At 64.5% G+C, this 20,143-nt stretch carries 20 protein-coding genes; 12 read left to right on the top strand and 8 right to left on the bottom strand.

The window, feature by feature from the left end; translation table 11 throughout:
• Nucleotides 1-192: 192 nt before the first annotated feature.
• Together dnaK and VAE54_RS08190 are read right to left on the bottom strand one after the other, a co-directional pair.
• Nucleotides 193-2,079 carry a molecular chaperone DnaK gene (gene dnaK / locus VAE54_RS08185; protein WP_322801464.1) on the bottom strand — a complete coding sequence of 629 codons (1,887 nt, stop codon included), beginning with the start codon at nt 2,077-2,079 and terminating at the stop codon, nt 193-195.
• Nucleotides 2,048-2,362 (bottom strand): hypothetical protein, encoded by a 315-nt coding sequence (locus VAE54_RS08190; protein ID WP_322801465.1) that lies wholly within the window; start codon nt 2,360-2,362, stop codon nt 2,048-2,050. Before VAE54_RS08190 ends, dnaK begins: the two co-directional genes overlap by 32 nt.
• A gap of 196 nt (nt 2,363-2,558) precedes the next feature.
• On the opposite strand from VAE54_RS08190, the gene radA reads away from it, so the two are divergent.
• The gene (gene radA, locus VAE54_RS08195) at nt 2,559-3,923 is read left to right on the top strand and encodes a DNA repair protein RadA (RefSeq protein WP_322801466.1); all 1,365 of its coding nucleotides are present in this window, start codon (nt 2,559-2,561) and stop codon (nt 3,921-3,923) included.
• Nucleotides 3,924-4,013: 90 nt separating this feature from the next.
• Here the strand turns inward: radA and VAE54_RS08200 are convergent, their stop codons facing one another.
• The 5 genes from VAE54_RS08200 to VAE54_RS08220 form a co-directional block, all read right to left on the bottom strand.
• A complete protein-coding gene (locus VAE54_RS08200) occupies nt 4,014-4,736 on the bottom strand; it encodes a DUF72 domain-containing protein (RefSeq protein ID WP_322801467.1) in 723 nt (240 codons plus the stop codon).
• A 101-nt stretch (nt 4,737-4,837) separates the two neighbouring features.
• The gene (locus VAE54_RS08205; protein ID WP_322801468.1) at nt 4,838-5,383 is read right to left on the bottom strand and encodes a hypothetical protein; all 546 of its coding nucleotides are present in this window, start codon (nt 5,381-5,383) and stop codon (nt 4,838-4,840) included.
• A 152-nt stretch (nt 5,384-5,535) separates the two neighbouring features.
• Entirely contained in the window at nt 5,536-5,784 is a 249-nt protein-coding gene (locus VAE54_RS08210; RefSeq protein WP_322801469.1) for a MoaD/ThiS family protein, read from the bottom strand.
• Nucleotides 5,785-5,787: 3 nt separating this feature from the next.
• The gene (locus VAE54_RS08215; RefSeq protein ID WP_322801470.1) at nt 5,788-6,252 is read right to left on the bottom strand and encodes a hypothetical protein; all 465 of its coding nucleotides are present in this window, start codon (nt 6,250-6,252) and stop codon (nt 5,788-5,790) included.
• The gene (locus VAE54_RS08220) at nt 6,249-7,829 is read right to left on the bottom strand and encodes a hypothetical protein (protein ID WP_322801471.1); all 1,581 of its coding nucleotides are present in this window, start codon (nt 7,827-7,829) and stop codon (nt 6,249-6,251) included. Before VAE54_RS08220 ends, VAE54_RS08215 begins: the two co-directional genes overlap by 4 nt.
• Before the next feature lie 251 nt (nt 7,830-8,080).
• Here VAE54_RS08220 and VAE54_RS08225 point away from each other — a divergent pair, with 251 nt between their 5' ends.
• Both VAE54_RS08225 and VAE54_RS08230 read left to right on the top strand, forming a co-directional pair.
• The gene (locus VAE54_RS08225) at nt 8,081-9,028 is read left to right on the top strand and encodes an MBL fold metallo-hydrolase (protein WP_322801472.1); all 948 of its coding nucleotides are present in this window, start codon (nt 8,081-8,083) and stop codon (nt 9,026-9,028) included.
• Nucleotides 9,029-9,058: 30 nt separating this feature from the next.
• Nucleotides 9,059-10,414, top strand: a complete 1,356-nt coding sequence (locus tag VAE54_RS08230) for a double zinc ribbon domain-containing protein (protein ID WP_322801473.1) — start codon at nt 9,059-9,061, stop codon at nt 10,412-10,414.
• Nucleotides 10,415-10,488: 74 nt separating this feature from the next.
• Here VAE54_RS08230 and VAE54_RS08235 read toward each other — a convergent pair whose 3' ends face one another.
• The gene (locus VAE54_RS08235; RefSeq protein WP_322801474.1) at nt 10,489-11,673 is read right to left on the bottom strand and encodes a CRISPR-associated protein Csx3; all 1,185 of its coding nucleotides are present in this window, start codon (nt 11,671-11,673) and stop codon (nt 10,489-10,491) included.
• A gap of 46 nt (nt 11,674-11,719) precedes the next feature.
• On the opposite strand from VAE54_RS08235, the gene VAE54_RS08240 reads away from it, so the two are divergent.
• From VAE54_RS08240 to VAE54_RS08280, 9 genes are all read left to right on the top strand, one after another.
• Complete coding sequence (locus VAE54_RS08240; protein WP_322801475.1) at nt 11,720-12,601, top strand: CRISPR-associated ring nuclease; 882 nt, start codon at nt 11,720-11,722, stop codon at nt 12,599-12,601.
• Nucleotides 12,602-12,794: 193 nt separating this feature from the next.
• Nucleotides 12,795-13,208, top strand: a complete 414-nt coding sequence (gene csx15, locus VAE54_RS08245; RefSeq protein ID WP_322801476.1) for a CRISPR-associated protein Csx15 — start codon at nt 12,795-12,797, stop codon at nt 13,206-13,208.
• Nucleotides 13,198-14,004, top strand: coding sequence for a CRISPR-associated endoribonuclease Cas6 (cas6, locus tag VAE54_RS08250; RefSeq protein WP_322801477.1), 807 nt, complete (start codon nt 13,198-13,200; stop codon nt 14,002-14,004). The genes csx15 and cas6 overlap by 11 nt, the downstream gene beginning before the upstream one ends.
• Entirely contained in the window at nt 13,955-16,273 is a 2,319-nt protein-coding gene (locus VAE54_RS08255; RefSeq protein WP_322801478.1) for a Cas10/Cmr2 second palm domain-containing protein, read from the top strand. Before cas6 ends, VAE54_RS08255 begins: the two co-directional genes overlap by 50 nt.
• Nucleotides 16,251-16,898, top strand: coding sequence for an RAMP superfamily CRISPR-associated protein (locus VAE54_RS08260; protein WP_322801479.1), 648 nt, complete (start codon nt 16,251-16,253; stop codon nt 16,896-16,898). The genes VAE54_RS08255 and VAE54_RS08260 overlap by 23 nt, the downstream gene beginning before the upstream one ends.
• The gene (gene csx10 / locus VAE54_RS08265; RefSeq protein ID WP_322801480.1) at nt 16,895-18,091 is read left to right on the top strand and encodes a CRISPR-associated RAMP protein Csx10; all 1,197 of its coding nucleotides are present in this window, start codon (nt 16,895-16,897) and stop codon (nt 18,089-18,091) included. Before VAE54_RS08260 ends, csx10 begins: the two co-directional genes overlap by 4 nt.
• Nucleotides 18,088-18,480 carry a hypothetical protein gene (locus VAE54_RS08270; protein WP_322801481.1) on the top strand — a complete coding sequence of 131 codons (393 nt, stop codon included), beginning with the start codon at nt 18,088-18,090 and terminating at the stop codon, nt 18,478-18,480. The genes csx10 and VAE54_RS08270 overlap by 4 nt, the downstream gene beginning before the upstream one ends.
• Nucleotides 18,477-19,382, top strand: coding sequence for a CRISPR-associated RAMP protein Csx7 (gene csx7 / locus VAE54_RS08275; RefSeq protein ID WP_322801482.1), 906 nt, complete (start codon nt 18,477-18,479; stop codon nt 19,380-19,382). The genes VAE54_RS08270 and csx7 overlap by 4 nt, the downstream gene beginning before the upstream one ends.
• The coding region (locus VAE54_RS08280; protein ID WP_322801483.1) for an RAMP superfamily CRISPR-associated protein at nt 19,375-20,143 on the top strand (769 nt) is incomplete at its 3' end. The genes csx7 and VAE54_RS08280, both read left to right, overlap by 8 nt.

The raw sequence follows: 20,143 nt of genomic DNA on the forward strand, positions 1-20,143 counted from the left end.
GTCCAGCGGGCCGGCGCCCGCAGCCAGCGCGAATAGGCCGCCTGCACCTTCGCCTGGGCATACAGCCCCAGCACCAGCGCCGGCAGCGCAAACACCAAATACAGCGGATCCCACCAGAACAACATGGTCCGACCTCCGGATTTGCAGGGGTTCCGGGGGACAATCAGACCGCCCCCTGAACCCCCTCCAGGCTCAGACCTGACGGTATTCGCCCTCGACCACCTCGCCCTCACCGGATGGGCGAGAGCTGCCGGAGCCACCGGCCGCCGCCCGCTGGTAGACTGCCTGGCCGATGGCCAGAGCCGCCTGGCGCAGCTCCTGGGTGAGCTGCCGGATGCGGGCCGCGTTGTCGGTGCCCATCGCCTCCTTCAGCTGGCGGATCAGGCCCTCGAGCCGCTCGCGATCCGCCGGGCTGACCTGATCGCCCAGCTCCCGCAACGAGCGCTCCACGCTGTAGATCATGTTGTCCGCCTCGTTGCGGGCCTCGGCCAGCTCGCGCCGGCGCCGGTCCTCCTCCGCATAGCGCTCGGCCTCCTTGAGCAGCCGTTCCACTTCCTCCTTGGAGAGGTTGGTGGAGGCGGTGATGGTGATCTTGGCCTCCTTGCCGGTCGCCCGGTCTCGGGCCGAGACGTGGAGGATGCCGTTCGCGTCGATGTCGAAGGTCACCTCGATCTGCGGGACGCCCCGCGGCGCCGGCGGGATGCCTTCCAGGCGGAACTGGCCCAGGAGGATATTGTCCGCCGCCATCGGCCGCTCGCCCTGGTAAACCTTGATGTCCACCGCCGTCTGGAAGTCCTCGGCCGTAGTGAAGACCTCAGTCTTGCGCACCGGGATGGTCGTGTTGCGCGGGATGATCACCGTCATCACCCCACCCAGGGTCTCCACGCCGAGGGAGAGCGGCGTCACATCCAGGAGCAGCACATCCCGGACCTCGCCGGCCAGCACGCCCGCCTGAATGGCCGCGCCGACGGCCACCACCTCGTCCGGGTTCACGCCCTTGTGGGGCTCCTTGCCCGTGAGCTCCCGGACCAGCTGCTGCACCATCGGCATGCGGGTGGCGCCGCCGACCAGGATCACCTCATCGATCTGCTCGGGGCGCAGCTTGGCATCGCGCAGGGCCTGCTCGAAGGGACCCTTCAGCCGTTCCACCAGATGGCGGGAGAGCTGCTCGAACTTGGCCCGGGTCAGGCGCATCTGAAGGTGCTTCGGCCCATCGGCCGTGGCGGTGATGAAGGGCAGGTTGATCTCGGTCTCCATCAACGTGGAGAGCTCGATCTTGGCCTTCTCGGCCGCCTCCTTCAGGCGCTGCAGGGCCTGGCGGTCCTTCCGGAGGTCGATCCCATGCTCCTTCATGAACTCCTCGGCCACGTAGTCGATGATCACCTGGTCCCAATCATCGCCACCCAGGTGCGTGTCGCCCGCCGTGGCCTTCACCTCGATCACACCATCCCCGACCTCCAGGATCGACACATCGAAGGTCCCGCCACCCAGATCCCACACCAGGATGATCTCGTTCTTCTTCTTATCCAGCCCGTAAGCCAGGGCTGCGGCCGTGGGCTCGTTGATGATGCGCAACACCTCCAGGCCGGCGATCTTCCCCGCGTCCTTGGTCGCCTGGCGCTGGCTATCATTGAAATAGGCGGGCACGGTGATCACCGCCTGGGTGACCGGCTCCCCCAGATAGGCCTCGGCGTCCTGCTTCAGCTTGCGCAGGATCATCGCCGAGATCTCCTGGGGCGTGAACTCCTTGCTCACCGCCGGGATGAACACCCGGGCGTCCCCGTTCGGCCCCTCCACCACCTTATAAGGGACCCGTCGGACCTCCTCCAGCACCTCGCTGTAGCGCCGGCCCATGAAACGCTTGATCGAGAACACGGTGTTCTCCGGGTTGATGATCGCCTGGCGCTTGGCCGGCAGACCCACCAAGCGCTCCCCGGTCTTGGTGAAGGCGACCACCGATGGACAGAGGTTACCGCCCTCGGCGATGGGGATCACCTTGGGCTCCCCACCCTCCATCACGGCGATCACCGAGTTGGTCGTCCCCAGATCAATGCCGACGATCCGTCCCTTCTTGGCCATCGGAAACCTCCCGTTCAGGGTTGTGGGATTCCTCCCCAAACTGATCGATCACCGCAACGAGGGGAGCTTGCCGCTCGATCCGAACCTCAAGGGCCGGAGATGGGGCCCGCTGGGCCAGGGTGGCCTGTATGGCCGGCGAGGGCAGCCGATTATAGTCGCACTGGCACGGCCCCCCCTGGGCGCACCCCAGGCAACAGTAAGGCTGACGATCCACAATGACAGGCTGCCAATCCATTTCGATCCCACAGTTCCGGCAGATCAGCGGCACAGACTCCCCCCTCATCCGCATCGCCTTTGATTCTACGCAGGTTCCATTAGAGGAGCATTAGAGGCAGGGGAGTTCTCCCCTCTGTCGCGAGGCATCTTCGGGGGGCGCTTTCAAAAACATCGAAAAGCGCCGATGGGTTGGCGGGTGAAGCCAGGCGACCGGAGCTCGGGCTATCATGGAGAGAAAACCCCGAACCCCTGGGGAGATCCAAATGGCCCGAGCGCGGACCCAATACGTCTGTCAGAAATGCGGTGCAGTGCATCCCAAGTGGATGGGGCGCTGCCCGGATTGTGGGGAGTGGAATACCCTGGTGGAGGTCTCCCCCTCCCCGTCCGTTCGCACGGTCGGCCTCAAGGGGGCGCCGGGAACCCAGCCCATCCCCCTTCCCGCTGTGGCACCTGCCGGCGTGGAGCGCTGGCCGCTGCCCATCGGGGAGTTCGCCCGCGTGCTGGGGGGCGGGGTAGTGCCAGGCTCCCTCATCCTGGTCGCAGGCGATCCGGGCATCGGGAAATCCACCCTGCTGATGCAGCTGGCGGATCGAATGGCCGGCCCCGAATTCCCGGTCCTTTACATCTCCGGCGAGGAATCCCTCGGCCAGCTGAAGATGCGAGCCGATCGCCTGGGGCTGCACAACCCCCAGCTCTACCTGTTAAACGAAACCCGCATGGAAGCTCTCGTGGATCACATCCAGGCGTTGCGCCCCCGCCTGGTGATCGTGGACTCCATTCAAACCGTTTACATAGAAGAGATCCCCTCCCCTCCCGGGAGCGTCAGCCAGGTCCGCGAGTGCGCCGTCCGGTTTCAGGCGCTGGCCAAAAACCTGGAGATCACCATCTTCCTCATCGGCCACGTGACCAAGGCGGGCCTGATCGCCGGCCCGAAGCTTCTGGAGCACATCGTCGATACCGTCCTCTACCTGGAGGGGGATCGTTACCACGCCTTCCGCATGCTCCGCAGCGTGAAGAACCGTTTCGGCGCCACCTCCGAGGTGGGCGTCTTCGAGATGCGCGGGGATGGGATGGCGGAGGTGCCCAACCCATCCGAGCTCTTCCTGGCCGAGCGCCTGGTCCAGGCCTCCGGCTCGGCGGTCGCCGTGACCATGGAGGGCACCCGCCCGCTGCTGGTGGAAATCCAGGCCCTGGTTAGCCCGGCGCCGCCTGGAGCAGCCCGCCGCACGGCCAATGGAGTGGATCCCTATCGTCTGCTCCTGCTGGTCGCGGTGCTGACCAAGCGGGTGGGCCTGCGCTTGCATGATCATGACCTGTTCGTCAACGTGGTCGGCGGCCTTCGGGTGGACGAGCCGGCCGCGGACCTGGCGGTGGCGATGGCCATTGTCTCCTCCGCTCGGGATCGCCCGTTGCCTCCCGACATGGTATTCATCGGGGAGGTGGGTCTCTCGGGGGAGCTGCGCGCCGTGGGCCATCTCGAGCTCCGCCTGGCGGAAGCGGCCAAGCTCGGCTTCCGGCGCTGCCTCCTGCCCCGCACCGTCCGTCGGCTCCGCGAGGTCCCGGCGGAGCTCACGCTGCTTCCCGCGCGAACGCTTGCGGAGGCGCTTTCGATCGCGTTCCCGGGATAAACCGGAGTTACGCCGCTGGCCTCCCCCCACGAACTTCGGGGGGCCATCCCGCCTCCCCGAAGGAGAGCCCAGCGGTGTCCGTCCATCCCGTCACAGCATCTCCCGCAGCTCCATCGCGTTGATCACCGCATGCCCGAAGGCATCGTTGTTGAAGTAGACATAAACCTCACAGCCCGCCTGAAGGAAACCCCGGATCCGTTCTGCCCAGAGAGCCAGCTCCTCCCGGGGATAGCGGCCTGCGTAAAGCGCGGTGGATCCATGGAAACGAATGTAGACGATGGGCCCGGTGACCCAGAGCGGAGAGGAGAGGCCGGGCATGTCGAAGAGACAGAAGAACAGGCGATAGCGCTCGAGGATCGCGCGGATTGGCTCCACAAACCACCGGGGATCCCGGAACTCGAACCCCTGGAGAAGATCCCCTGGAAGAAGGGCCGCGAACGCCGTTAGGCGATCGGGGTCGGCCCCCCAGCCGGGAGGAAGCTGATAGAGGATGGGTCCCAGGCGATCTCCCAGGCGCCGGGCTCGTTCCAGGAACCTCGCCAGCGGCTCGGCACAATCCTTCAGGCGACGGATATGGGTGAGATAGCGGTTGGCCTTTACGGCATAGCGGAAGCCAGGAGGGGCCTGCTCCCGCCAGCGGTCGAAGGCCCTCTCGGAAGGCAGACGATAGAACGTGCTGTTGATCTCCACTGTGTCGAAGTGCGCAGCGTAATGCGAAAACCAGCGGCTCTGGGGAAGATGCTGGGGATAGAAAACCCCTCGCCAGTGGGGATACATCCATCCGGATGTTCCGATCCAGCATCGAAGGTTCATGCGCGGCGCCCCGGTGCTTCAGCTGGCGATGTGCCGTCCCCGATTTGCGAATGGGATTTGAAGGAGCAAGGCAAGCGGCATCGCCCGGGGGTGAACCTTCGCTACCGTTCCCCCAGGATGATGGCGCTGCGCTCCGCCCCGCGGGCGATGGTCGGGGCCTCCGGGGTCGTCTCCTCCAGCGCCTTCATCCGCGCCGTCAGCCCCTCGATCTCATCCAGATGCAGGCGCAACGTCTCCGCCAGATCCAGCAGCGCCCGGATCAGCTGGCGCTCAAAAGCCCGCCGGAAGGCGGCCAGGGAGTCGAACGCGATCCGATCCGCCTCATCCCCATGCTCGCTGAGCCACAGGGTCGCTGCCGGACTGTGGGCTACCTCTTTCACGAAGATCAGCTTCCGCTTCTTCGCCTGAACCGCTCGGGTCCACTCCAGCCCCATGGGGGCGGAGTAATCCATGCCCAGGATGAACACATACAGATGCGCGGCCGACACGGCTTCCAGCGCAGGGGCCAGGGCCTCGCCGGGCCGGGGGGTATGCCGGATCTCCCATCCCAATCGAACGGGAAGCCCGGCCACCACCTGCCCCACGATCTCGCGCTCCGCCTCCAGCTCCGGGCTGCTGGTGACGAAGAGCCGGATGGGTTCGGCCATGGCGCATCGTCCTCCTCAGATCTCAAAACCTCCCCTCGTATCATTGTATGCAGCGGGTCCTGAGGGAAGCCAGCGGTCAAGGGGGAAGAGAGCCCTTCGAAGGCGCGTGGGGCGCCCGAGGCGCTCCGCCGGCGTAGCCCCTGCCGTGGATATCAACGCTCGTTTCCCCCCACGACGGGCGGGAACAGCCGGACCAGATCCCCGGGCCTCAGGGGCGTATCCAGGGTGGCCTGAGCCTCATTGACAAAGACGGCATGGATCAGCTCGAGAGGAATCCCCAGGGCGCCTGCGACATCGCGGGGGGTGCCATTCTCCGGGATCTCCACCGGAATCCCCTCGTCCTGCGCCCCGGCGGGACGATAGCGACGGAGGATCGCATGCAATTTCACAGTGACCCGCATCGCTCACTCCCCCAGGACAGGCCGGATCCCTCGATGCACCACACGCCCGCCGATGGTCTGCAGGATCTTGCGGGGATCCTCCCACCGGCCGGTGCGAGCCTGAAGGGCCTGGGACATCTGCTTGGGCGTCATGGGCTGATTGCCGTTGATCAGCAACAGACGGAACACCGCGTCGGTGAGAGGCGTCTGGGAGGTGAGGAAATCCGGCTGACGGCTGCAGTGCTGCAACAGGATATGCCACAGCCCATCCACCCGCCGGACCTCTGCGGTCTCCGGATCCACCCAGTCGATCTCCGCCGCCTCAGGATTCGCCAGGAATTGATCCCGGTGCTCCGGGCACAAATGGCTCATCAGATAAGCGCGGAAATCCTGCCCTTCCCGCTTCCACCAGTCCAGATCGATGCGGAAGGGGGTATCCAACGTCGGCTTGATCAGCCGTTGCATCAGAGCCCGCGGGCGGTCGCTCATGCGCCCTCCTCTGTCCACCTCCAGTAGCCATCGCCCAGGTAAACACACCCGGGCATGCCCATCACCTCTTCGAAGAGCGACTCCGGCGGTATCCGGATGAGGAGATTCACCGCCTGGTAAAGCGTCCGGGCGTGAACCGTGCCCTGGGGCGTCAGGCGGGCCAGGGCGGGGAAGAGCTGTTGAGCCAGAGCCCGCGCCGGGCGGCTCCGCCAGCGCGGCCACAGCTCCTCCAGCGCCGCCGGATCATCCACGTAGATCAGGCCCTGGTCATCAAACTCGCCCGGGACCTGACGGCGGAGCATATCAAAGACGATGTGTCCCTCTACCACCCGCGCCACCCGCACCCAATCCCGCCGGCTGCGGCCATGGAGCTGGACCCGGATCACGCCGGGCTCGCGGGTTCGCCGAAAGACCACGAGACAACCGGGCTGGACCTGGTGGGCCTGGTACCATTCCTTCAATCCGAAGACATACTTGCGCTCCCGCACCACCCATCCCGGCCAGCGCCGGCCGCTCACCCCATCCTCGAACTCGAAGCGGATCCGGTGGGTTCGACCCAGAGGGAACACCCGGGCCGTGCGCCGGGTCAGCGGCGCAGTCCCGCTGGCCAGATGGGGATACGTGGCGATCCACACCACCTCATCGGCCTCCCCGATCCCGGGGCGGATCTCCTCGGGCGTGCTGAGCTCATCGTCGATCTCCGCCGCAATCCGAACCAAGGCCTCATCCAGCCCCTCCCGGGTCCCCGTGTAAGCTCGCCCCTGAAGCCGGGGAGGAGTCTCCAGGACCTCCGGGGGTTCCATCCGGCGCAGAAACCAGAGGAACTGGCCGGCCGGGCCGACCTCATCGAAGCGGGGATCCCGATAGAGGGCGGCGTTCAGAGAGAAGATCTGCAACGGAGGGGGAACATCCGCTGGCAGCTCCAGATGGGGGAGCAGGGCCTCCGGCGGCAACGGACCGCCCCCATGAACATCCAAGATGGCCTCCACGAGGTTCAGATGCCCTTCGTGGAGCTCCACCAGCAACGCCTTCGGGAACCAGTGATCCCCCACCCGCACAAAGTCCGGGCTGGATTCCAGTCGGGCGAGGAGCTGTTCCTGGATCCGAGGACCCCATGTCGCCCAGACCTCATCTGGACGCAAGCCCTTCTCATCCGGGCCACGCAGGCCATCCAGCTCGTTGAGCCGGTGGGGAAGAGGATATTCCGCAGCAAACTCCCGCAGGGTTCCATCGCCCTCGAAACGGACCTGAATCACCTTAAAAGGGCCGATCTCCGGGTTGTATCCATCCCGGATGCCCACCACGGTCCCGATCGCGAAATTCAGATGGGGGAAGCACAGACGTTCCCCGACCTCATAGCGATCCTTCGGGCGGAACGGGCGAGCGCCGGCCAGGAGAGCGCGCCGCCGCTCCTCCAGCTCTTGAAGGCGTCGCTGGATCACCAAGCGGGCGAGCTCTTCCACAGTACGGGGAAGGGGATCCTCCAGAAACCGGTTGAGTAATGCCTCCAGATCCGCTTCCGTGATCTCCAGATGCTTCCAGTCAATTGCTCCAGGCCATACCTGTATCCCACCCATCTCTTCATCCATCCGCCATGGGGTCAACCGGAGGGCGACGATCCTCCCGAGGCTCCAAAGGCTGTAAAGAGGATTTCAGGGGCCGGGAAGAATGTCTTCCACGGCCTTCTTCCCCGCTCCAGCAAGCCCCTTGAGATCATGCAAGATTATATCCAGTCCAGAGGGCAGCAGCAACCCATACGCGAAGTCGTATAATTGAAGACCGCGCGGCCGCGAAATGTAGCGCAATTCCCGGGGAAACGGAGGAAACCATGCCCCCGCTTCTGCGACCCATTGCCGATGGCGTCATCCGCATCGATCTTCAATTCCAGGGCCGACCGCAGGTCATCGCGGCGTATCTGCTCTATGATGGCCGGGAAGCAGCCCTGGTGGAAACCGGACCGACTTCCACCATGGAGAAGCTCCTGGAAGGAGTGCAGGCCGCCGGAGTGCCCCTGGAAGCCCTCCGCCATCTGATCGTCACCCACATCCATCTGGATCACGCGGGGGCCTCCGGCGCTCTAATCCAGCGCCTCCCGTGGGCTCGGGTATACGTGCATCCGGTGGGCGCGCCTCATCTGGTTGATCCTTCCCGGTTGCTCGCCAGCGCCGCCCGGATCTATGGGGATCTGCTGAAACCCCTGTGGGGGGAAGTGATCCCGGTCCCGGCCGATCGCCTCGTGGTGGTCTCCGACGGAGAACGCCTTTCGGTCGCCGGCCATACGCTGATCGCCTTCGATACGCCCGGCCATGCCCGTCACCATCACGCCTTCCTGGATGAAACCACCGGGCTGCTCTTCACCGGCGATATCGCCGGCGTCCGTCTGCCCGGGATCCGCTACGTCCGTCCCCCCACTCCGCCCCCGGAGCTGGATCTGGAGGCGTGGTCGAATAGCATCGCCCGGCTGCGGGCCCTGAAGGCCAGCGGCCTGTGTCTGACCCATTTCGATGTCCACCGTGGAGACATCGAATGGCACTGGGAGGATCTGGAACGCCGGCTGTGGGAGTGGGGACGGTGGATCCGGGAGATGATGGCCGGGAACTTCGAGGAGGCGGAGATGGTGAAGCGCCTCCGGGAGCGCGCCGATGAGGAATTGCGGGCGGCGGGGGCGGATCCAGAGTTCTACGATGTGGCCGCGAGCTATGAGAGCGTGGTGGCGGGTTACTTGCGCTACTGGCGCAAGCGCGCGGAGGCCATGGCTTCGGGAATGCGAGGCTGAGGAAATGTTCCTGAGGACTGAAACCGGGTCATGACCCAGGGGATCCTGTTCCCAGGAGATCCAGAGGACGGATACGATACGGGCCCATGTCCGGCCTGTGGTCGGGAGATCCGGGTGGAGGAAGGCGTCTGCCCTTATTGCGGAGTCACCTTCTGCCCCGCCTGCCGGTCCCGGATGCCCGAGACGGCCACCCGGTGCCCGGGATGTGGGACGGTATGGGCGTGGTTTTGCAGCCACTGTGACGCCCCGGTGCCCCCGGAGGCGGAGATCTGCCCGGCCTGCGGCGCCCCGCTCCGATCTCAGCCCTGCGGCCAGTGCGGGACGCTGACGCCGCCGGATGAGCCGTGCCCGAATTGCGGCGCGGAGCCATGCCCGGATTGTGGCGCATGGGTCCCGGGGGATGCAGCCGCATGCCCATCCTGCGGCTTGCCTTTCACGGAAACCTGCGATCGATGCGGCGCTCCCCTGCCGGAGGATGCCGCCCGCTGTCCCTCGTGCGGGGCCGTGGTGCGCCCGGCGGTTTGCCCTCGATGCGGCGAGGCCGTGGAAAAGGAGATCGGCCTGTGTCCGGCGTGCGGCGCGATCTGGTGCCCGGTGTGCGAGGAGCCCGGTCCAGAGGAGCCCCTTACGGCAGAGACCCGATGCCGGCGGTGCGGATCCCCTCTGGCCTTCGCCTGCCCGGATTGCGGGGCCGTTCTGCTGAGCACGGCATCGGAATGCCCGGACTGCAACCGGGTTTTCCCGCGACGCTGCCCGTCATGCGGCGAGCCCCTCTTCGGGGCGCCCGAGCGCTGCCCGGCGTGCGGGGCGCCTCTCCCACGCCCTGTTCCCATCGAACTCCGCCCCCCTTCCTCTGCACCTTCGGGGATCCAGCTGGCTGCCCTAACAGCGTGTCCCACCTGCGGAACCATCTTTCGCCCATCGGAGGGGCCGTGCCCGTCCTGCGGCCAGCGGCTCTGCCCCCGGTGCCGTGCCCGGCTCTGGCCGGATGAGCTCATCTGCCCGCGGTGCGGGGCGGAAACCGGCGCGCGCTGCCCCGATTGCCAGGCGATCATCCCCCTCGGAGCTTCCGCGTGTCCGATCTGCGGGGCCGAGCTCGCCTTCGTCTGCCCGCGCTGCAACGCCCGCGTCTCCGAAAGGACCGAGCGTTGCCCTTACTGCGGCCTGGACCTCTCGGGGCGCTGCCCCCGTTGCGGGGCGGAGCTCCCGGAAGAGGCCGACGCCTGCCCGGCCTGCGGACAGGCCCTGTGCCCGGAATGCGGATCGGCGGTGGCCGAGGACGCGCGCGCCTGTCCGGTCTGCGGGGCTGCCTTCACGTATGTATGTGAAACGTGCAGGGCGGAGCTGGCCCCTGGGGAGAGCCGCTGCCCCCGATGCGGGCTGTAACCCGGATCCTCACCCCATCCCGGAGAGATCCGGGTGGGGCAGCAGGATGAGATGGCGGCGGGCGCGGGACACCTTCATGCCGGCTGGGCTCCAGCGGACTCCACCGGCCATCGGGTTCCGACCGGATAGGCCGGATCCCGGGACGCCACGACGATCGCCTCGGAGGACCGCGGTTCGAAGACCGCCAGGACTCGGACTCCCGCATAGGCCCTTGCCAGCGCGGTCCACAGCCAGAGGGGCAGCTTCCCATCGATGATCAGGGATGCCTCCGCCGGGATCGCCGGTATGACGAGGCCATCCACCTCTTCCCGCTCCAGATAGGGATGTGCCATCGTCACCTGAAGCCGCCAGCGGTTGCCCGAGCTTTCCACCAGGAAGCCCAGCGCGGATGCCGGAGCGAGGCGATGCTCCGTCCCGGGGTGCAACCGGGGGGGTTCCACCCAGCCCAGCCGGACGTCGAACTGGAAGAACGGGGCCGGGAGGGCGTGGACGGCGAGGGCCGCGTAGAGCCAGGCGGGGCCGCGGCCGTAAAGGGCCAGGGGCTTGCCCTCGGGGAGGAAATCCAGCGTCCGGGGCAGATCCTCCGGGGCCCAGCGCGGGGCCTCCCCTTCCCGACGGACCTCCAGCATGCGGGCCAGCTCGTCCAGGTCGATCACCCAGTCGACGTCGGGGGCCATCGCCAGATGATAGCGGCGCAGCTCCTCCGGGTCGTAGCGGAAGAGGGCCGCGATCCGCTCGGCCAGCGCCTCGAAGACCGGCCCCTCCGCTATACGACCCCGCTCCAGGCCGGTGATCACCCCGCGCAACACCGGTGTCTCCTCAAGGACCTCTGAGGAGCCTTCCAGGCGGGAATCCAGATCCGCGATCAAGTGCAGGCCGTAACGCCGGACACGCTCCTGCCACGCCGGGCGGGCCGCGGGATCCCGGATGAGGAGGACCGCGTGAGTGACCACGCTGAAGATCCGTTCCTGCTCCGGGGTCGGCATCCCTCCCACATCCACCAGCAGCGGCAGATGGCGACGCCGGATGTCCTGCACGATCCGATCCACCCATCGTTCGTCAAAGGTCCCCTTGATCCGAAGCTGCCGGGTCAGCCGGGGCTCCGCCTCGTGAAACCAATCGCCTTCCCCATCCGGCGCCGCCCGCAACACGTAATGGGCCACGCCACGCTTCCGCAAGGATTGTGATAAACTATATGTTAGAACGGATTTACCGGAGTTCGGCGGCCCTCCGATCAGCACAGCGGGGAACAGCTCCATTGAAATCCTCCGTATCCGCAAGAGATGGACCTGTGGGAAGTGGGCCATGGAACCCAGACCGGCCAGCACGATGATCGCCACGCTGGGCGGGCAGCCGCAGGTGATCACCTTCGCCCTGGACGCCCTGTTGAACCGCGGTGAGCAGATTGTTGAGGTCGTGGTGTTGCACCTCGCCCCCCAGGATCCGCGCACCCGTCACGCCCTGGAACGCCTGGATCGCGAGTTCCCCAATGATTTCTACGCCCATGCCCATCGCTCGATCCGCCTGCGCCGGGTCATGCTGAAGGATCTCCGAGGCCCCATGATGGATATCACGGATGAGCGGGCGGCTGAGGCCGTTCGGATGCAGATGATGGAGATCCTTCAGGCGGAGAAGGCGCAGGGCCGTCCCCTCCATGTCGTGCTGGCGGGGGGACGACGCCTGCTCGCCCTGATGCTCTTCCTCACTGCGGTGGTGCATCTGGACTATGCGGACCGGGTGTGGCATCTTTACACCCCTCGCGCCTTCCTGGAGGTGGCACGGGACGGCCGGCGGATGCATGCGCGGCCGGAGGATGGCGTGCGCCTGATCGAAGTGCCCTTCCCTCGCTGGGGGGCGGACTTCCCGGCTTTCCGGCAGCTGACCTCCCTGCAGCTGGGGCAGATTGAGTCGCCGGCGGATCGGATTGGGCGTTGCCGGCAGGTCTGGGAGCGGCTGACGCCGGCCCAGCGCCGCGTGCTGGCGGAGGTCGTGCGCTGCGAACGGCTGGCGCAGGTCGCGGAGGCCCTGGGCCTGTCGCTCAAGACCGTGGACTCCCACCTCGAAGCGATCAAGGCCCTCTGCCGCGAGATATGGGGTCTGTCCCCGGACCATCGTCTCTCCTATCGGGATCTGCGGGAATGGTTCCGCCCCTTCGCGCCGCTCATGGACCTTTCCACAACCCGATGAGGGCCGGGACCGGAAACCGCCCTCCCCATGGGGCTTCCCTCTGATGCCCCCCAGGGTCAGCGGGGCCCCTCCTGGCTTCTAATCGTAGAAGAACGGCCAGCCCCTGCATCCGGTCGTCCCCGGATGCGCGTCCGGTCTTTCCCCGATGTCCGGCCTCCCGGGCTCGGCTACATTTGGGGGCAAAGGAGGCCGCATGGTCGTTTTAAACTTTGCGCACCCACTCACACCGGAACAGCAGCGGCAGATCGAGGCCCTTGCGGGGCAGCCGGTGGAACAGGTCATCGCCATCGACGCCCAGATCGATCCGGCCCGTCCCCTGGTCCCGCAAGTGGTGTCCATGGTGGATCGGGTGGGGTTCTCCCCCGAGGAGTGGCAGACCCGACCCATCCTGATCCTGTTGCCCTCGTTGAACTACAGCGCCGGGGTGCTGCTGGCGGAGCTTCACGGCCGCATGGGCTATTTCCCATCGATCATCCGGATGCGGCCGGTTCCGGAGGCTGTTCCGCCCCGATTCGAGGTGGCGGAGATCATCTCCCTGCAGGCCGTGCGGGAGGCCGCGCGCGTCCGGCGGGGGGCGTCGGAAGGGAGGGGGAGCGATGCGTCTTAAGATCGCGTTGCGCTTCGTGCGTCCGGGCCGGTTGCCCTGGGGCTATCCGGAGTGGTTGCGGGGCCTGGCCTACACGGCGATGATGCGGGGGCTTCCCCAGGTGGCCCATCGGCTTCACGAGGAGGGGTGGCCGGGTCCAGAGGGACGCGCCTACAAGCCCCTCACCTACTCCTGGCTCCACGGCCTGCAGCCGGATCGGGCGGGGCTGTGGGCGGAAGGGGCCGTCACCTGGTGGATCTCCTCGCCGATCCCGTCGGTCGTCGAGGCCCTGGCCCTGGGGCTGCTGCTGGAGCCCGAGGTCCGGCTGGGATCCCACCCGGTGATCGTGGAACGCATGGAGGTTGAGCCGACGCCGATCTTCGAAGGGGCGGCGACCTTCACGGCCCTCTCGCCCATCACCCTGTCCACCGGGGAACGGCGGGCGGACGGCAAGCTGGTCAAGCGGTATCTCTCGCCGGAGGAGCCGGAGTTTGCGCGGGCCCTGGCCGAGAACCTGCGGCGGAAGGCGGCGGCTTTTTATGGGCAGGCGATCCCGGGCGACCTGGAGATCCAGGTGCATCCCCCCTATCGCTCCAAGCTCGTGCGGATCCACGACACCGACATCCGGGGCTGGATGCTTTCGTTCACCGTCTCGGGCCCCCCGGATCTCATCCGCCTGGGCTACGAAGCCGGCTTCGGCGAACACACCGCCAGCGGCTTCGGCATGGTGGCCGTGGCCCGGGAGCAATGGGAGAACACCCCTTCCCATGACGCTCGAGTTCTTGGGCATTTTGTCCGCCTCCAAGCATCTCGATAAAGATCATAATCTGGAGTTTGCGATGATCTCAGATTTAATCCATTTGTTTAAATCGGAGTTTTCGGAAAAGCTATACAGAGCAGATTATCTCCTTGCGGACACCCGCATTCCCTGGGTGTCACTCTATGACCACTTGATGCTCACGGCTGGATTTGCCGCCGCCTTTGCCGAGGAACTGCTTCGACGTGGCAGGGGGGCAGTAGAGATATGTGGGATAGAACTTTCACCCTCCGAACTGCGTGCCCTTGCCCGCCTGTGTGGGCTCCTGCACGACCTGGGGAAAGCACGAATCGGCGAAACGGAGTACCGATTCCACGTCCAACGGGGCCTGGAATATGCCCGGGAGTGGCTTGCTACAAAGGGTGTGGAGGAGCATCTCCAGGAGATCATCCTGGGCGTAGTGGCGCGCCACCACCTACGAGATGGGCCGCAGACGATTCTGGAGAAACTGGTCTGCCTGGCCGATAGCTACGCCTCCGCTGGGGATCGTCCTGAGCTGGCGCGAGCCTCTACAGCGACTGAATTCCAACGACTTGCAGAAGAGACTCTCCGCATGGAACAAGAGCTCTTTGGCACCGACAAGCCCATTTGCCTACTTCTGGGCGATACGGATGCCATCAAAAGCTACGTATACGAGACGAGCACGCTTCCCGAGATCCGTGGAGCAAGCGAAATCCTCCTGGAGCTGGAGGCAAAAGTTCGCGAGCTTTTTACGGAGAAGATCGCCGAAGAAGCCCTGATCTATTGTGGCGGGGGCGGCTTCCTTGCCATCGTTCCTGCGGGCCAGGCAAAGGAGATAAAGGAAGAGATCGAGCAACTCTACCTACAGAAAACCGGTGTTGCCACCATTACAGTTGTGTATTCGGACCCGATTGGCTATGCCGACATGGGGCGGGGGCTTGTCCCCTACGACGATGCGCAAATTCAGGCGCTTTCCGGAAGTGATGTTTCCGCTGATTTGCTCTATAGCCACTTTGAGGCTCTTCTGAAGGACCGGACAAAACGCAAAAACTTCGGCGAGTTGGTGTCAGCGCTCACCGGTAGGCTCCAGCAAGCGAAGCGGGCAAAGGCTACAGCTCCATTTTTCGAGACCCTACCCATTCACCGGCGGTGCGAGTCCTGCGGCAAGCGGGCGGTGGAAGAGCACGACGATGTGCGGGATGAGTGGATGTGTGCGATCTGCTCCCAAAAACGGGAGCGAGGAAGGGGGGAGCGCCGAGAGTTCGTAAAGGAGTTTGTCCAGTGGGTACGCGATAGCAAGCGTGTCGAGATTCCTGAAAAGAAGCTCGACGGAAAGCCACGTTTCTCCGAAGACCTGGACACACTTGCCGGCTCAGACGGTCGCATTGCCCTGCTCCACGCTGACGGCAACAACATGGGCGATCTTCTGCAATTGATGCCCTCGCCCGCTTCTTATCGTCATTTTTCGCGGGTGCTGGAAGATGCCACTCGGGATGCGCTTTTCTCAGCACTCTGGGCAGTGTTCGGCGAAGAGCGCCTGAGGGACCGCGAGAAACTGCTGCCCTTCGAGATCATTGTCCTGGGCGGGGACGACATCGTGGTCATCGTGCCTGCACGCTACGGCTGGGCGCTGACAACCAAGGTGCTTGAAGCCTTTGAGCACCACCCCGGCATCAAGAAGCTTCGAAAAGAGCTTCAGGAGCGAGTGGGAAGCGCTATGCGCCGTCCCGTTTCGCTCAGTCTCTCCGCTGGGCTGGCGATTGCCGATGTGAAGTATCCAGTAAGTTTCCTCTTTTCGCTTGCCGAAGGGCTCCTCAAGGAAGCGAAGAAGTTGGCACGAGAGGTCCGGACCAGCACGCTATGCCACCTCTGGCTGCGGGCACCGGTGATTTCAGAGCGAGCAGGCACGCTGTTGAGCGCCCTGTATGAGCGACAGATGATGGTCCTCACGGCACGTCCCTACACGGCTGAGCAGGCTCGGAAGCTCGCGGAGCTGGCCCGCAGTTTAGAACAACTTCCTAAGGCTCAGCGACACTCGCTGGCAGAAGCCCTCGAAAAAGGCGTGCATGTTTCGCTGAACTATGCCCTATATCAGGCGGCCCGGCAAAAGGAGCGCGGCGCACGGCTTCGTGAGGCGTTTCAAGAGCTGGGCAACCTCCTGGGGCCCGCGGAAGACGGCTTCTGGTTCTGGCGCCGGACGGACGAGGGCTGGAAGACGGCGCTTCTGGACGCGCTGGAACTCATTGAGCTGGGCGCTGTGCTGGACATCCCACGGGAGGAACATTATGCCCCATCAGCTACAGATTGAGACAAAGTTCGGACTCGTCTCCGGTTTGCACATCACCGGGGAGCAGGGAAAGCTCTGGACGGACAGAGCTCTGGTAGTGGACTGGCGCGACGGCAAAGTTCCCATTGTTCCTGCGACCACGATCAAAGGCTGGCTTCGGGAGAGTGCTGAGCGCCTGCTCCGCGGGCTCGGGTTACCAGTCTGCGATGGCTCTCGCCCCGGAGAGATGTGCAACGCGTGCTTGATTTGCAAGGTCTTTGGATCACCCCGCAGGCGCTCTCCCTTGCGCTTCTCGGATGCCGAGCTGCGTGGGGGCATGGCGGATGTGCGCATGAACGTCTCGCTCAGCCGCCATCGCAAGACCGCTTATGAAGAGCGGCTCTTCTCCACCGAGATCGCCTGGCAGAAGGCGCTTACGGCACGTATCGAGGGCTGGTTCGATTCACAAGCAGAAGCCCGAAAGGCAGCGGCTCTTCTGTATCTGGCGGCGAAAGCCGGCTTTGCCATCGGGGCAGCGCGCTCTCGGGGGTTGGGCTGGCTCGAGCTTGTGGATTTCACAGCGAGCGTGGACGGCGAGAAACTCCTGGACGAAGACCTTGTAGCACAGAGCGAAGCGCTTGTATCCCGGACGGAGGGTCCCGCATGACGGAATACTTCGTCTGCCTCACGCCCGAAAAGCCCCTGCGCACGGGCACGCTCAAGCCTCGGGGAGATTATCTCGACACGCGGGACTACCTGCCCGGCAGCGTCCTCCGGGGCGCGCTGGCCGAATGGCTCAAGCTACAGGGGAAAGCAAGCCAGATCGTCCCGACAGTGCAAAAGGTGCGCTTTGGGAATCTCTTCCCCAGCGCTTCAGAGTCTGTATGGGCTTTGCCCTTCCCGATGACAGCGCTGGAGTGCAAGCTTCACGGGGGCTTCCTCAATGTCCCCAGGCGCTCCGGGGAAAAACCCGGACACGGCATCCGGGATAGCCTGCTCATCGCCCTGGCGTATGCAGAGCTGGAACGGCAAGGCGCCCGCTTTCCAGTGCCCATGCTCCTGCGCTGCACCCATGAAATCAGAGGAGAGAAGTGCGGCGGACGCATGGAACGGGTGAGCGGGTTTTATGCGACTCTGCCCGAGGGCTGGAGGGTGATGAAGATCGAAAAGGCACTCCAGACCAAGGTTGCCCTGAGTCGCCATCGCCGCGCTGCCCAGGAAGGGATGCTCTATCGGGTAATCGGAGTGCGACCGAAAAGCACATTCGTCGGGCGGCTCTGGGTTGAGGACGAGGCAATCCTCGAGGAGCTCAAGAAAGCGGTGGAGAGCGTCGGAGTCGGCGCCCTCACGACCCGAGGGTTCGGCGCCGCGCGTCTCAAGGCGGTGGAACCCGGCATAGAGCCTATCGCCGAGCGCCTGCGCGCCTTCAACGAGAAACTGCGCGAAGTGTGGCGAGACCTGGCGGATCTGGCCCGGCAGACCGGGAGCCCAGCGCCCATGGAGCCATCGGGGACGTACTTCAGCGTGGATCTGCTTGCGCCTGCTGTTCTCCGGGACCCGCACGGGTTGCCCACCCTGAAGCTCTTTCTCGACCTGGACGGGCAATGGCGGGAGCCGGTCTTCTGGGTGACGCAGCCGACCTTCGTGGGCGGCTTCTCTACTGCCTGGGGACTGCCCAAGCCCACCTACCTGGGAGCAGCGATGGGGAGCGTGTATGTGTTCCGAACAGAAGCTTCCCAGAAGGAGCTCCTGCCCTTCCTGGAAAACCTGGAAGCCCGGGGCGTCGGGATCCGCACCGATGAAGGCCTGGGCGAAATTTTGGTGTGCCACCCATTTCATCAGGAGGTAATGCCGGTATGATTGTCGAAGCGAAACTCTTGCACCAGATTGAAGAGCACCTGGACGAGATCGTTCGGCGCGCAGAAAAATGCATAACTGAAACACGTGCAGCGGAATCGGATTTGGAAGAATCCCAGCTTCGCAATCTTCAGAACCTGGCTTCTGCCACCGACTCGGTACCGGCATTGGAAAACTTCATTGCCTATCAGATGGGGCGGAAGAAAATCCCCGCCGATGTCGGACGCCAGATCCTCGAGGATATCCGCAAGCTGGGACAGAAAGCCGAGGAGGTCACGCGGAACAATCCCGGAGCGCTTCGCTGGGTGCGGATGGAGCTCATCCGCCTGTACCTGGGCTTTCTGGTGCGAAAGTTTGTGGCTGAGAAGAAGGCAAGGGAGGAGCGATCATGACCCTTCACTCCTTTTGGCACTTTGAGAACCGCTGGTTGATTACCGCGACCCTGCGGATGAAGACCGCCCTTTCCGTAGGTGCCCGCGCCTCGCTCATGCCTACGGGATCTGATCTTCCTGTCATTAAGACCCCGGAGGGCATTCCCTTCATCCCGGGCTCTTCGCTCAAGGGTGTGGTGCGTGCTTACACAGAGCGGCTCCTGCGCACGATGGACGAGCTCAAGCAGACCCGTCAGGGTGAACGACTCTGGGCATGTGACCCACTGGATGAGCGGGAGCGCTGCGTCATCGCAAAATGCGGTGAGCATTGTGAAAACTGTAAGGGGAATTGCTGTCGCGATTGCGGCCGGTGTAAGAACTGTATGGTCAGACGCGCAACGCAGAATAACCGGCTTGACGACGAAAAGCTCACGCAGGAGATTTGGCAGTGCTCCTGCACCGCCTGCCGGCTCTTCGGCTCCCCCTGGCTGGCGTCGCGGATATCGTTTCAGGATGCCATGCTCTCGAATCGGGACAACCTGCTCCGGCTCACCGAACTCCGAGACGGTGTGGGGATTGACCGCGATCTGGGCTCAGCGAAAAGCGGCATCAAATACGACTTCGAGACTGTGCCTGCGGGAGCGGAGTTCGGCATTACCATCGTGGTAGAAAACGCCGACGAATGGGAGGTAGGGCTGTTGCTCTTGGCGCTGGAAGCGATGCGAAAGGGCGAATTGCCTGTGGGCGGCAAGACCACCCGCGGTCCTGGCTGGGGGGAAATCGTCAACCTTAAAATCCAGAAGGTTGGCATGGAAAACTTCTTGGACTACCTCACGGGCACGGGACAGCCTGCCGAAATTTGGAATTCGGAGCTTTTGCAGAGACTCGCAACAGCCCTGCAGCAAGGAGGAAGCCATGCATAAGCGCCGCTGGAACGCCCTGAAGTTAGAACTTGTGATCGAGCCCCGCGCTCCGTTGCTCATCAAATCGGGGCTGGCTTCGCCGAACCCTTCTCTCCCTGATATGCAGTTCGTGCGCACGATGACACCCCGGGGCGAGACGGTCTTCATCCCCGGTTCTTCGCTCAAAGGGACGTTTCGGAGCTTTACGGAGAAGGTGCTGCGCACTGTAAATCCCAAGGGCGCCTGTGAACCCTTCCCCTCCAGTTCGGACTACTGCGGACGCCGGTTGGGAAGCGAAGAGAATCCGGCAACAGTTTATAAGCAGTCCTGCCGTGCCTGTAAAATCTACGGCAACACGCGCCTGCGAGGTCGGCTCTCCTTCACCGATGCCTTCCCTGACGGCGAAGTCAAGACCGAAACCCGCTACGGCGTGGCAATTTCACGGCTGACCAACGCGGTGGTACCCGGTGCGCTATATGAAACAGAAGTGCTGGTAGAGGGGCGCTTCCGCACCGCGCTTGTGCTGGAGAACTTTGAAGTCTGGCAGGTGGGGCTTCTGGCGCTGACCCTTCAGGCGATCAACGCTGGGCTCGTCAAGCTGGGCTTCGGCAAAAACCGCGGCTTCGGTGAGGTCTCGATGACCGTAGAACAAGCCGTTGTCGAGATGGCGAAAAAGCCGGGGCTCCCCCGAAACGCCATCTGGGGTGTTGGGGCTTTTGTGGAAGATGGGGAGCGCGGGGACTACGGGCTTCGGGCGGATGATCGACTGGAGGAGCTCCCCG

This window comes from Thermoflexus sp. (genome assembly GCF_034432235.1).
GTDB lineage: Bacteria > Chloroflexota > Anaerolineae > Thermoflexales > Thermoflexaceae > Thermoflexus.

What these genes read in the sequence shown, in the direction of transcription:
- csx10 (WP_322801480.1), top strand. Translation starts at nt 16,895, where the DNA reads ATGACGGAATACTTCGTCTGCCTCACGCCCGAAAAGCCCCTGCGCACG.
- VAE54_RS08200 (WP_322801467.1), bottom strand. Translation starts at nt 4,736, where the DNA reads ATGAACCTTCGATGCTGGATCGGAACATCCGGATGGATGTATCCCCAC.
- VAE54_RS08230 (WP_322801473.1), top strand. Translation starts at nt 9,059, where the DNA reads ATGACCCAGGGGATCCTGTTCCCAGGAGATCCAGAGGACGGATACGAT.
- csx15 (WP_322801476.1), top strand. Translation starts at nt 12,795, where the DNA reads ATGGTCGTTTTAAACTTTGCGCACCCACTCACACCGGAACAGCAGCGG.
- VAE54_RS08190 (WP_322801465.1), bottom strand. Translation starts at nt 2,362, where the DNA reads ATGAGGGGGGAGTCTGTGCCGCTGATCTGCCGGAACTGTGGGATCGAA.
- cas6 (WP_322801477.1), top strand. Translation starts at nt 13,198, where the DNA reads ATGCGTCTTAAGATCGCGTTGCGCTTCGTGCGTCCGGGCCGGTTGCCC.
- VAE54_RS08225 (WP_322801472.1), top strand. Translation starts at nt 8,081, where the DNA reads ATGCCCCCGCTTCTGCGACCCATTGCCGATGGCGTCATCCGCATCGAT.
- csx7 (WP_322801482.1), top strand. Translation starts at nt 18,477, where the DNA reads ATGACCCTTCACTCCTTTTGGCACTTTGAGAACCGCTGGTTGATTACC.
- VAE54_RS08205 (WP_322801468.1), bottom strand. Translation starts at nt 5,383, where the DNA reads ATGGCCGAACCCATCCGGCTCTTCGTCACCAGCAGCCCGGAGCTGGAG.
- dnaK (WP_322801464.1), bottom strand. Translation starts at nt 2,079, where the DNA reads ATGGCCAAGAAGGGACGGATCGTCGGCATTGATCTGGGGACGACCAAC.
- VAE54_RS08210 (WP_322801469.1), bottom strand. Translation starts at nt 5,784, where the DNA reads ATGCGGGTCACTGTGAAATTGCATGCGATCCTCCGTCGCTATCGTCCC.
- VAE54_RS08255 (WP_322801478.1), top strand. Translation starts at nt 13,955, where the DNA reads ATGACGCTCGAGTTCTTGGGCATTTTGTCCGCCTCCAAGCATCTCGAT.
- VAE54_RS08215 (WP_322801470.1), bottom strand. Translation starts at nt 6,252, where the DNA reads ATGAGCGACCGCCCGCGGGCTCTGATGCAACGGCTGATCAAGCCGACG.
- VAE54_RS08270 (WP_322801481.1), top strand. Translation starts at nt 18,088, where the DNA reads ATGATTGTCGAAGCGAAACTCTTGCACCAGATTGAAGAGCACCTGGAC.
- VAE54_RS08220 (WP_322801471.1), bottom strand. Translation starts at nt 7,829, where the DNA reads ATGGGTGGGATACAGGTATGGCCTGGAGCAATTGACTGGAAGCATCTG.
- VAE54_RS08260 (WP_322801479.1), top strand. Translation starts at nt 16,251, where the DNA reads ATGCCCCATCAGCTACAGATTGAGACAAAGTTCGGACTCGTCTCCGGT.
- VAE54_RS08240 (WP_322801475.1), top strand. Translation starts at nt 11,720, where the DNA reads ATGGAACCCAGACCGGCCAGCACGATGATCGCCACGCTGGGCGGGCAG.
- VAE54_RS08235 (WP_322801474.1), bottom strand. Translation starts at nt 11,673, where the DNA reads ATGGAGCTGTTCCCCGCTGTGCTGATCGGAGGGCCGCCGAACTCCGGT.
- radA (WP_322801466.1), top strand. Translation starts at nt 2,559, where the DNA reads ATGGCCCGAGCGCGGACCCAATACGTCTGTCAGAAATGCGGTGCAGTG.